Raw genomic sequence first — 12343 nt, 5'->3', positions numbered from 1 at the left:
GTACCAACGTAAACCTGACCTCCGGCGACAACCGGGTTACCATAGGTCTGTGAACCCAGTTTGGAGATCCAGTTGATGTTTTTACCGGGACCTTCATCTGGTTTAAAATTCAGTTGGATTCCCGTGGTCTTGTTAACCATATTGCGGGTTGGATCACCGCCCCACATGGGCCAGTCGCCGGTCACGACTTTTTTGCCGGCTGCTTCAGGCTTGGCCTGGGAAGTCTTTTCCGGTTTGGCTTCAGCCTTGGGTTTTTCCTCACTCTTGGGGGCCGGTTTGGTTTCCTTAGGAGCAGGTTTGCTTTCAGCTTTGGGAGCCGGTTCAGATTCCGGTTTGGGCTCAGGAGTTGGCTTTGGCTCTTCCTTGGGTTTTGCAGGTTCTGGAGTTTCAGGTTTGGCCGGTTCAGGAGTTTCTGACTTGGGCTCGACCTGGGGCTGAACCGGATTTCCGTCGGCGTCCAGTTTGGGCTCCGGGGTTTTCATCTCAGGTTCTGCTTCAGGCAGATCCACGCCTGCACCGCCGGTTGTGGAACCTGCTTCTTCAATCGGAGCAGATCCACCCAGTTCGGTTTTTGCCTCCGGAGAGGGCTTTGTTGAATCACTGGATTCGCAGCCTGTTGTCATGACTGCGAAACAGGCCAGGGAATTCAACAGGGCAAATCGAAATAGCAACTTTTTCATTATTTATCCTCAGAGACAATGATGTTATCGATGTAACCATCGGCGAGACGGTAGAGATAAAGCCCGGGGCTTCCCTTGGTATTGGCATGTGGATCCTTGACTTCAATGGTCCACTCTTCTGGTTCCGGTTTATCACGAGGCCAGACTTTGCCTTTGACGACAGCCTGTCCGTCTTTGATATCAACTTTCAGCTTCATCGTATACCAGGTATCCGGGTCGACTCGGTACTTGACTTCTTGAGCCATTCGCTTGTGAGGAGCCCAGCTCTGGACTGCCAGTTTACTGGAATTCCCTTTGAGAATCAGGTCGTAACGATTGACGGTCACACCCAGGCTGGACAGTTTGCGTTTCTGTTCTTTGAAGAAAACATCAGCCTGAACCGTATAACCATTGGGAGCCAGTTCTGTCATATCGGAGGGCCCCAGCCAGATGCTGGCACTGGGACGTCCCTTACCCGGGCTGGATTTGAATGCGGTTGTGCCATCCACTTCATTCGGCTGCAGTTTCAGGAATGCATTGACCCAGGCGGGAGGAACCTGTTTGCCTTTCAGGCCTTCTACATCAAACTTCCAGGGCAGGGGAGGAAAGACGCGAATCCGTGCATCGGATGTCGCATCACCCACTTTGACGGATACGGTTCCGGCAGCGGGTGCTTTCAGATCGGTAGGAGTGGTCAGGCTCATGCCATCCACTTTTACCGCTTCCATTCCGGGACCGGGAGTCAGCTTCGCGTCGACTTTTTTAATAAATCGACCGTTGGCATCGTAAGCCAGAATTTCGTAATCGATCTTTTCACCCGGCGTTGCAGTGACTTCATAGGGAACCAGATGAATGGAAGCAATCTTATCCTGCATCGGCTTTTCTTCGGCCAGTGGCGGCACGGGGTCGCTGGCTGGCTCCCTGCTTTTATCACCGATGCAGATCGTTCTGTCACGTGTGACAAAATAAATGCGGCCATCGGCAATTGCAGGCGAGGCATAAATTTCATCCATCCCTTTATCGACACGCGCCAGCAGTTGTACGTGTGAAAGTTCTTCGCACTTTTCGCGGCTGGTTTTGAGGATATGGATATTGCCATTCACTTCCATGACATACAGTTTACCGTCAGCCCAGACGGGAGAGCCTTTTCCAACGGTACCCAGATTGTACGTCCAGAGTTCTTTGCCATCTTTGCTGTCGTAGGCATACATCTGGCCGGTATCAGCCACGACGTACAGAATGCCATCTTTGACAAGCAGGCTGGCATAGCCGGCTTTCACTCCATCCACACGCCACACACTGCCTGTCTTGGTAATGTCGCCGCGTAAAGAACCGTCAATACATTGCACACGACCGAAGTCGACGGTATCGATGTTGTCTTCACCGTGGGAGATGTAAACATATTTGCCATCGGCTACAGGCGAGGCATTCAGACCACGCTTGGACATCTGGAAGCCCCAGAGTGTTTCTCCGGTTCTGGCGTTCATCGCGTAACAGCCACCGTCCGCATTACCGGCGATCAGCATGCGGGTGCCTTCAATCACGGTTACGATTGGAACGGAATAATTCGTATCAAGGGGGGCACCGCCGGGAGCAGCCGTCCAGAGCAGTTTGCCGGTCTTCTTATCGAAGGCATAAAAAGTCTGCTTGGGAGGGGGAGAAGCAGTTTTGCCCCAGTTGAGATGCATAAAGCTGACGATGACCCGATCTTCATCCACGATCGGCGTCTGGGTTCGACCGCCATAACCGGAGATCTTACCGTAATCTTCTGCCAGTGAGGTTTCCCAGAGTATTTTGCCTTCGGGAGAATAGCAGCGGAACAGACCACTGACTGAGTGCACGAAAACATTTCCTGTTTCCGTGTCACCTGCCATGCTGGCCCAGCCAACACGAGGTGAGGGGATGTCGGTCTGGAAAACATTGAACTCATCTTTCCAGAGCAGTTCCCCAGTCTTGGCATCCCAGCAGACGACCTGTTCCCGGGCATTGATCTTGTCTTCCGGGTCGGTCACATCATGATGGGTTCGACAGTTGAGATAGACGCGGCCATCGAGAATAATGGGAGCGGCTCGACCGCCGATATCCGATTTCCACAAAATGTTTTTGCCGTCCAGATTCCAGTCGGCAACCAGGTTTGTTTCACGAGAAATGCCATTGTGTTCCGGGCCACGCCAATGTGCCCAGTCACCTGCAGATGCAAGAGAGGCGGTAAGAAACAGCACAACGGAGCTGACGAGCACCATGTTTATTCTTCGCATAGAAGATCCTCACTGTTCGTTTATGAATTGTGGTATCACTGATGTAGGATTGCAGACTCTGCTTTCGAAGCCTGTGATCTCAGTTCTTCAGGTGGGAGGGCTCATACCCTACTAAATAATACAGTATTGAACTTGCCTGCCTATTGCAATGGTCTAATCTCAAGTCTCAAGCAGATTTAAAAATCGTATATAGCTTTATAATTAACCGGAAATCGATCATAATCTGAAATTCCGCGCGTATAATTTATACGCCGGTCCTTCCAATTTGTCTGAGCAAGGGTTGATTTTTATATGTTTCCTCATATACGTATGCGGCGAAATCGCCGTACAGACTGGTCTAGACGCCTGGTTTCTGAAAATCAGCTTTCGGTGAATGACCTGATCTGGCCTGTATTTATCCAGGATGGAACGAATCGGAAAACGGATATCCCTTCGATGCCGGGCGTCCAGCGTTTGACTGTAGATCATCTGTTAGAAGCAGCCAAAGCAGCAGCCGACCTGGGGATTCCGGCACTCGCGATTTTTCCTGCCACCGATCCGGCCAAAAAAACAGAAGGCGGCGAAGAAGCGTTCAACCCTGAAAATCTGGTCTGTCGTGCTGTGCGCGCGTTGAAGGAACAGAATCTCAATCTGGGTATTCTCTGTGATGTGGCACTCGATCCTTATACCAGCCACGGGCAGGATGGACTCGTCAGAGATGGGTATGTGGTGAATGATGAATCAGTCGAAGTCCTCTGTAAGCAATCTGTTGTACAGGCGGAAGCGGGCTGTGATATCATCGCTCCTTCTGACATGATGGATGGTCGGATCGGTGCAATTCGTGAAGCGCTGGATGAAGCTGGCTATCAGCACGTACAGATCATGGCTTACGCAGCGAAATACGCGTCTGCCTTTTATGGACCGTTCCGGGATGCCGTCGGCTCCGGAACGAATCTTGGCAGTGGAGACAAACGGACTTACCAGATGGATCCTGCCAACACCGATGAAGCAATGCGTGAAGTCGGCCTGGATATCAGTGAAGGAGCTGATATGGTCATGGTCAAACCGGGAATGCCTTACCTGGACATCGTACGACGTGTGAAAGCCGAGTATGAGGTTCCCACCTTCGCCTACCAGGTCAGCGGGGAATACGCCATGATCTCTGCCGCCGCTCAAAACGGCTGGCTCGACCGTGAAAAGTCGATGCTGGAAAGTCTGGTCTGTTTCAAACGGGCCGGCGCCGATGGCATCTTAACGTATTTTGCGAAAGAGGTTGCAGAACTGCTTCAACAGAAATAAGGCTGATGATTGTCAGCTGACTCTTCAAAAACGCTTGCCAGGCAAAGGCTTGGCTCCGCATGAAAATTTGGTGAGTAATCGGATTCTTGGCCTTGGATTACTGCGAAATACCAGATGATTTGCTATAATCTCCGGCTTCTTTCTGCCCGACTTCTGTCCCTGTTTCTCTGGGAAGAACGAATGCGATCTGAATGGCTTAAGAGAACTTTGACCTTTTTTCGAACTTCGGATCGGGAAATAGTGTCAGAAATCCTTTCCATTAAACCGATATTGTGAATTTATGGATTATCCAGAATGAACGAGGTACTACAGTGCAAGTAACGGGACATGCCAGCAGTCAGGACACGATTGCCCTATTCGATAAGTATGTGATCCCCAATTATGGGCGTTATCCGATATGCCTCGTGCGCGGCGAAGGCTCCTGGGTCTGGGATGCGGAAGGCAAACGTTACCTCGACCTGTTTCCCGGCTGGGGCTGTAATATTCTGGGCTACTGTCCCGAACCGGTTGTCACGGCGATTCAGGATCAGGTCTCTCGATTAATTCATGTTCCCAACACCTGGTACACCGAAGCACAGGGACGTTTTGCCGAATTCCTCTGCACGCGAAGTTTCGGAAAAGCCTTCTTCTGTAACAGTGGCGCGGAAGCCGTCGAAGGGGCCATTAAACTGGCGCGTCTGCATTTCGATGGGAAACGTCCTAAAATCATTACCTGCGAAAACGGGTTTCACGGTCGAACCTATGCCGCAGTCACAGCGACTGCACAACCCAAGTATCACGCAGGGCTCGGCCCCCTGGTCGCCGGTTTTCGTTATGCACCGTTTAACGATCTGGAGGCGGTCGCCAGTCTGGTCGACGATGAAACCTGTGCGATTCTTGTCGAACCCATTCAGGGGGAAGGAGGCGTTAATATTCCGGACGATGGTTATCTCGCCGGTTTACGGAAAATCGCTGATGAAGCCAACTGCCTGCTGATCTTCGATGAAGTGCAAACCAGCATGGGCAGAACCGGGACCTGGTTTGGTTACCAGCAGTGGGGCGTACAGCCCGACATCATGACGATGGCCAAAGGGATCGCCGGTGGTGTTGCTGCAGGGGCATTCATCGCCACCGAAGCAGTGGCACCCAGTCTCCGACCTGGAATGCACGCCAGCACGTTTGGCGGGAACCCGCTCGCGATGGCAGCCGGTCTCGCCACAGGTCAGATGATCGAAGAACAGAACCTGCTGGAAAACTGCCAGGCGATGTCCGATCTCTTTCGGCGGTTCTTTGAGCAACTGCAGACCGAACTGCCTCTCATTCGCGAAGTCCGCGTCAAGGGAATGATGATTGGCGTGGAACTGAATATTCCCTCGGGTCCCGCTGTGGGAAAATGCATGGAGCGTGGCCTGTTGATCAATTCCACACACGACACGGTACTCCGTCTGCTGCCGCCGTTGAATGTGACCGCGGAACAGGTGGAAGAAGGCTGTGAAATCATCGCGACCGTCTTACGCGAAATGGCCGAGGAAGAATAACGCCAGCCAACCCGCTCCAGGATATTATTGACCTTTCACTGATTCCTGTTCGAATCTTAATTCAAGAAGCGAACAGGAATTCCTGTTTTTAACCAGTCATTGATTGAGAAATCCAATGAGACATTTAGTTACTTTACACGACCTGGATTCGTCAGAGATACTCGAAATATTTGCCCTGGTGCAGGAGCTCAAAGATAAAAGAGCCCGTGGCGAACGCCCCCAGTTACTGCAGGGCAGAACCATGACGCAGGTCTTCGAGAAACCTTCACTGCGGACGCGACTCAGTTTTGAATCCGCAATGTGGGAACTGGGGGGCGGCGCGAGTTTCTTTTCGTGTAAGGAAGCCGGTCTGGATGGTCGCGAGTCCGTCGAAGATGTCGCGCGGGTCATCGGACGCTATTCCGATGTCATCACGCTGCGAACATTCTCGCATGAACTGATTGAACTGTTCGCCGCCAACTCACAGGCGTCTGTCATCAATGCACTTTCCGATTTAAGCCATCCCTGCCAGGCGCTGACCGACCTGTTTACGATACAGGAAATAGCCGGCGATCTCTCACAGCAGAAACTTGTGTATGTGGGTGATGGAAATAATGTCGCCTATTCGCTGGCAAACTGTTGTGCAAAACTGAATGTTCCGTTTGTCATTTCGTCTCCTCCAGGATTTGAACTCTGCTCAAAACTGGTCAATACCTTGAAGAAAAACTTCCCCCAGGTTCAACTTGAACTGGAAGCGGATCCTCACAAAGCGGTCGCTGACGCGACTGTGATCTACACCGATGTCTGGGCCAGCATGGGACAGGAAGCGGAGACCGAAAAGCGCAAACAGATCTTCGCCGATTACCAGATCAACGACAGCCTGCTGTCAGCAGCCGCGAAGAACTGTCGCTTCATGCACTGTCTGCCCGCCAAGCGGGGGCTTGAAGTCACCGATGGCGTCCTCGACAGTTCACACAGCATCGTTTTCGAACAGGCAGAAAACCGCAAGCACCTGGCCAAAGGACTGCTTGTCTGGTTAATGCAGCAGTCGTAAACAGACAGCACCGCTGATCATCTCTCACCGCCCCGGCACCATTCGTCGGGGTTTTTTATGGTACCTGATCAAATTCGACTTGACCCCGTCACGCCAATCTCGAAACTCCCTGCTTATGCGTCGCGCGCGTTGCCCGCTTTTCTCGTGCGCTGAATTAATGGCTGCCTGTGAATACGCTCACTATTAATTCCCCTTGTGAGACGCACATTTGAAAAAAAATCGCGAAATGATTTCAACATGAGCACCTGCTTTCCTGTCAAAAAGTACCTTAAAAACGCCAGACATACGACATTAACACACCTTACCTCCACTGTAATGGCCTCTGTTTCGCCAATACCGCGCCAGTGCCAGAAAATCCATCCAATCCAGCCAGCACGTCCCAGTCCTTGAAACATCAGCGCGTCTGAATCGCTCTACCTGCTGGACTGCGTCCCGTTTTGCTTTCGCATCTTCAGGACGGTAGCGACCAGGTAGGATCGATCGAGAGAGGCTATCATTCAATGTAATGCGCGCTGGAATACGCGACCGCAGTTTCACTCTGCGAGGTGCTATTATAAGGCATCCGCTTCAATCTTCGGAGATAAACACCGGGCACTGCTTTGTGTTCTCTACTTGCTGAACACGTCTTTCACAACGTCGGCATAAAAGACCGAGAACATCAGCCAGGCCATCAGCAGTGTGAGCAGCAGGTTCAGCGACTGTCCGCAGACATACAGGATCAGCGGCTTGCCCCCTTTGAGGAATTTTGCCAGCTCGCGGAAATTGGTTTCCAGTCCGATGCTCACAAACGCCAGGCAGAAGAACCAGCCCCGGAAGACTTTGGAAGATTCTTTCACCATCGTCGGCACAATCAGGTCGCCCCCCGGCAGCATCGTATACAGCAGCGAAAATACGGCCGAAGCGATAATGAAGCCCAGCACGAATTTGGGGAAACGATACCAGATCTCCCACGCATCGGGCTTGATCTGGGAATTCTCTTTTTTACTTTCGACGCAGGTGACCCAGTACACGGCGACACCAAAAGCAGTCACGCCGATCAGAATATTCTGAATCATCTTGATCGTGACGGCCACCTGCTCTGCTTCGGGGCCCAGCATGGCTCCTGCTGCCGCAACAGCACCTGTGGCATCAATGGTGCCTCCCATCCAGGCACCGCCCAGAATGGGGTCCAGCCCCAGTAACCGGATGACCTGGGGAAGTACCATCATCATGATCACTGTGAAAGTCAGTGACAGGCCAATCGCAAACGACAGCTCTTCTTTTTTTGCTTTACACGACGCGGCCGTCGCAATGGCCGCAGAGACCCCGCAGACAGACATATCCGCCGAGATCACCATGTTCAATGATCGCGATTCCATCTTCAACACTTTCTGGCCGAACACATACGTGCTGATCAGAACTACGGGCGTCACAACCCAGGCAACATAAATTCCCGGCAGACCCAGAACCAGCAGGCGGCTGAATAATACACTGGCTCCCATCACGACCAGCCCGGTTTTAACATATAGCTCGGTTTTCAGCGCCGGCTTCATCCAGCCGGGCGTCCCAATCGTATTACTGATGATCAAACCCAGCATTAATGCCCACAGTGCATATTCCAGGTTATACTGCTTCACCACAACCTGGCTCGTCAGGATGTAGGCCAGGGCAGCCAGGATAAAAACACCGATAAAACCGATGGCAAATTTAGACACAGCCTGTCCCATGGATTTGACTGCCAGCGAAAAGCCAAGCAGGCTGATCAGAAACACCATGCCTAACGGCAGAATCAGGTTGCTTTTCTCAGGCGGAAACAGCGCGTCCAGCGGGTTCTGCGTCCACGAACCCGGTTTGCCCAGCCACGCTTTCAGCGGACTGTGCACGCTGACTTTTTCTCCCGTCGTTTCCGCAGCCTTGAGTTGCTCTGAGAAGTCTGCGGGCAGCGTAAGGTAAACTGACAGAAAACAGATCAGCAGCAGTCCCCCGCCGATCCAGATGGCCCACCAGTCTTCCGCGGTCTTCATCTCCGACCAAGTGGACCTGCGAGGGGTCGCGACAACGATTTCGTCACTCTGTTCCGGATCGGGGGTAGCCGCGTCGTCTTGCATGATTTTTCTCAAGGCCGGTTAGGATAGTGCCAGATCATTCAGGCAGGGGCAGGTTGAATTAAGAAACATACCATACAAAAAAAAGCGGCACTCGAAAAGAGTGCCGCCCTGGAGAGACTCACTTATTTGAATCCGGCTTATTGTGCCGCCGTGGAAACCATTTCCCGCTTTGCTGATTTCTTGGCAGGCGGTACAGCGATGGCTTCCTGAAGCGCATTCAGCAGCGTTGACTTGGTATACAGGTCACGAATGATGATCGGCTCGTTAGGACGGTTGGCCGGGAAGATAACCGTCAACGGAATACTGACGCTCTGGAATTTATCCAGCCACTCTTTAATGGTGGGTGAATAGTCGGTGTAGTCAGCATACATGGGGACGACGTTATGTTTTTTGATCAGCTCCAGTGTTTCCGGAGTATTCAACGCAAATTTTTCATTCGTTTTGCAGGTCAGGCACCATTCTGCTGAAAAATCAATCAGGATGGTTTTGTTTTCTGTTCTCAGTTTTTGCAGCTCTGCCACGTTGAAGGGGACCCAGGGAAGATCGTTGGTTGATTTCTGACTCATATTATAGCCAAACAGTCCGATACCCGCGGTCAGTAGTAATGCTGCCGTGCGTACGATCATTTTTTTCTGAAATGAAGAATTATGAGAGTAGAGACTGCCAATCATCCACAAGCCGGTCGTGATACCCAGCAGCATAATCAGCACGGGGATCGTCAGAGATTCATCCAGAAACGAAATGATGAAGATCACCGCACCCATCAACACGATTCCCGAAAATTCCTTGAACCGCACCATCCACATTCCCGGTTTGGGAAGATAGTTGATCGCTTTGGGGAATACACTGAAGATAATATAAGGTGAGGCCATACCCAGTCCCATCACCGACCAGACCAGGTAGGTAATTGCAGGCGTCTGCATCACAGACCATGCCAGTACCGGCCCGAGAAACGGTCCACTGCAGGGCGTCGCCAGCAGCGTCGCCAGGATCCCTGTTAAATAGGCACCCGGCAGTCCTTCCTTCTGTTGACCACTGGCGGCGGAACCCACCATCCCGGGAACAGGAATCTCGAACACGCCCAGCATACTCAACCCCATCGCATACACGATGCAGGCCATGATGATATTGAATTTGGTACTCTGGAACAGTCCCCCCCATCCCAGTCCTGCGAACACGGCCAGCGACGCGAGGCCTAAAAAGACTGTGAGGACTCCCAGGGAATAAAAGATGTTCAAGGCAAAAATCCGTGTGCGGCTTTCTCCCGCCTGTTGCACAAAGCTCATGACTTTAATGGCCACCACGGGCAGCACGCAGGGCATTACGTTCAGAATCAATCCCCCCAGGAAGGCAAAAAACAGGTAGGAAGCAAGCGACTGATTCTCACCTTCTGAAGCGATAATCAGGGCGTCGTCACTGTCGGGCTCTTTGAGTTCTTCGAGTGAAGACATCGCCACCGGCTGGGCGTTGGTCAGGCTGCCCAGCTGAAATTCCACAGGCAGCGGCGGACGGCAACTGCCTTCGTTGCAGATCTGGTATTTGAGTTTCCCTTCGACGCCAATCGCCTTCGCATCAGGCAGACGTTCAAACTCACGTGTCCAGACCACTTCGTCGTAGTGAGTTCGCTGGTTGTATTCACCGTGAGTTTCCTGCTCCGGTTCCGGACTGACTGAGAACTGCCGGGAGACGGGTTTCAAACCTTCCAGCTTGAACAGTTCGATATGGGTCGGGAGTCCCGCCTGTGTCTTGTCCTGATCGAGGGCAAAGGTATGGAAGCCTTCCTCCAGCTTCATGGTGATCTTTAACTGTACCAGTTTTTCCGGGTTCGATTTGGCAGGTGTCAGGGCAAAACTCAGTTCAACCGGATCAGGCTGCGAACGCCGTTCGGGAACTTTGGTAATAGACAGCGGCGCGGTTTCCTGTTTACCAGTCAGCATGGCGCTGAAGGGGTGCTGTAACGCCACACAGCGATCTGCATTACAAACCTGGTAGTCCATCTGTCCGTTGATAATCACCTGGGACGGATTGGTCACATCCTGGTTCACTTTGTAGCGACGGCTCCAGATGACATGTTTCTCAAATTTTTCGACTTCTTTCATGAACAGCGGTTCGAACACGGTTTTGGGGGGATGATCCGCGTTGAAATGCTGGTCGATGGCCGTCAGACCTTTGGCATCGTCAATTTTAAACTTTGTCGCACCGCCGAAGGTGGGATTGGTAGAATAGGTATATGCCCCTTCTGGCAGAATCACGGCGATCGACAGGGTGACCGTTTCACCCGCTTTCGCATCCTGAGGCAGCAGACTGACATTAATCTCTGTGTTGACTCCCGCATCAGTTGCGGCAGCTTTCTTCTGATCAAAAAAATCGGTCAGACTGTTCTTTTGTGCCTGCGAAGCAAGAGGGATGCAAAACAGGGCGGCAAAAACAGTGAGGAGAGAAACAGAGGCGATAAAGCGGCGAGGAGTTTTCAAAATGAAACCCTTCCAGAAAACTCAGATTTAAGACTAACGGGCCCGTGAGCCAACATGCTAAATTATATCGGGTACAGGACTGTTTCCTTCTGTGAAGTAAGTCACAAATCCTGACAGATTCATAGGGATTTCAGATATAAGAGTCAACCCGGCACCGATTTGCATCGGAATGACTCCCGCTGATTTCGATTTATTGATCCTGCTAAGCCGTTTACTGCGAACAGATTCGGATTTTTACAGGTCAGCTTTGCCTATTTTAAACCATCAAAGATATTTGATCAATTGTAGATTCTCAGACATGACAAATCAGGTAACGATATTGGGGCTGTGGCTGTTGCTTTTTCCCTCACTGGTAAAGGCAGAAGAGCCACTGGTGGCCCCCAAACCAACTGAACCCGTGAAGGAGATTGATTTTAGGGACCCGATTCCCTTTGGTCTGCCTCCCGTCGAATACGGACTCGGCCAGCATACCGATGCCGCCTCGCAACTGGAGCAGGCGCTGTCCGCCCGGACACTGAAACTGAACTACGACTCGCAGTGGGGATATCTGCGCGAAGTCCTGAAAGCATTGCAGATTCCCGAATCTTCGCAGCTGATGGTTTTTTCCAAGACAGCACTCAACCCACGGCTCATTAAACCGGAAAATCCCCGCGTTATCTATTTTAATGACGATGTTTATATTGGCTGGGTTCCCGGGGCAGAGAAGATGGAATTTGCTGCGGTCGACCCGTTGAAGGGCACCATTTTTTATGAACTCGCCGTCAAGGCAGCGAACGAACCGCGGCTGGTTCGTTCCGAACGCTGCCTGGCCTGTCATGGCGGCGATTCGAGTCTGCGGATTCCCGGTTTACTCGTTCGCTCGTTTCTAACCGATCAGCATGGCCGACCGATTTCCGGCTACTCCCAGATCTCGCATGACAAACCGCTGGAGAAACGCTGGGGGGGCTGGTACGTCACAGGCACGCATGCTGATATGACCCATCTCGGCAATCTGTTTAATCGGGATGTCATCGAAGCAGCAAAGACCAATCCCGCGC

At 51.9% G+C, this 12343-nt stretch carries 6 protein-coding genes and 2 pseudogenes; 4 read left to right on the top strand and 4 right to left on the bottom strand.

What is annotated here, in order from left to right; genetic code table 11:
* Positions 1-680, bottom strand: a pseudogene (locus AACZ40_RS24075) (hypothetical protein); the annotation flags it as partial.
* Complete coding sequence (locus AACZ40_RS24070) at positions 680-2917, bottom strand: PQQ-binding-like beta-propeller repeat protein (RefSeq protein WP_291171262.1); 2238 nt, start codon at positions 2915-2917, stop codon at positions 680-682. The gene AACZ40_RS24070 and the pseudogene AACZ40_RS24075, both read right to left, overlap by 1 nt.
* Positions 2918-3208: 291 nt before the next feature.
* Between AACZ40_RS24070 and hemB the strand changes: the two genes are divergently transcribed.
* The 3 genes from hemB (at position 3209) to argF (ending at position 6745) form a co-directional block, all read left to right on the top strand.
* Positions 3209-4195 carry a porphobilinogen synthase gene (gene hemB, locus AACZ40_RS24065; RefSeq protein WP_291171263.1) on the top strand — a complete coding sequence of 329 codons (987 nt, stop codon included), beginning with the start codon at positions 3209-3211 and terminating at the stop codon, positions 4193-4195.
* 311 nt (positions 4196-4506) lie between these two features.
* On the top strand, positions 4507-5712 hold the full coding sequence (locus AACZ40_RS24060; RefSeq protein ID WP_291171265.1) for an aspartate aminotransferase family protein: 1206 nt from the start codon (positions 4507-4509) through the stop codon (positions 5710-5712).
* 115 nt (positions 5713-5827) lie between these two features.
* Positions 5828-6745, top strand: a complete 918-nt coding sequence (gene argF / locus AACZ40_RS24055; RefSeq protein WP_291171267.1) for an ornithine carbamoyltransferase — start codon at positions 5828-5830, stop codon at positions 6743-6745.
* 608 nt (positions 6746-7353) lie between these two features.
* On the opposite strand, the gene AACZ40_RS24050 is transcribed toward argF, so the two are convergent.
* Both AACZ40_RS24050 and AACZ40_RS24045 read right to left on the bottom strand, forming a co-directional pair.
* On the bottom strand, positions 7354-8832 hold the full coding sequence (locus AACZ40_RS24050; protein ID WP_291171269.1) for a putative sulfate exporter family transporter: 1479 nt from the start codon (positions 8830-8832) through the stop codon (positions 7354-7356).
* Between the two features lie 137 nt (positions 8833-8969).
* Entirely contained in the window at positions 8970-11306 is a 2337-nt protein-coding gene (locus AACZ40_RS24045) for a cytochrome c biogenesis protein CcdA (RefSeq protein WP_291171271.1), read from the bottom strand.
* A gap of 298 nt (positions 11307-11604) precedes the next feature.
* On the opposite strand from AACZ40_RS24045, the pseudogene AACZ40_RS24040 reads away from it, so the two are divergent.
* A pseudogene (locus AACZ40_RS24040) lies at positions 11605-12343 on the top strand (hypothetical protein); the annotation flags it as partial.

It is taken from the genome of uncultured Gimesia sp., from assembly GCF_963972345.1.
Taxonomy (GTDB): domain Bacteria; phylum Planctomycetota; class Planctomycetia; order Planctomycetales; family Planctomycetaceae; genus Gimesia.
This window is presented reverse-complemented; position numbering and strand designations above follow the sequence as displayed.

Bases quoted from the DNA above. Each gene is read 5' to 3' on its own strand.
- hemB (WP_291171263.1), top strand. From the start codon at position 3,209: ATGTTTCCTCATATACGTATGCGGCGAAATCGCCGTACAGACTGGTCT.
- argF (WP_291171267.1), top strand. From the start codon at position 5,828: ATGAGACATTTAGTTACTTTACACGACCTGGATTCGTCAGAGATACTC.
- AACZ40_RS24070 (WP_291171262.1), bottom strand. From the start codon at position 2,917: ATGCGAAGAATAAACATGGTGCTCGTCAGCTCCGTTGTGCTGTTTCTT.
- AACZ40_RS24050 (WP_291171269.1), bottom strand. From the start codon at position 8,832: ATGCAAGACGACGCGGCTACCCCCGATCCGGAACAGAGTGACGAAATC.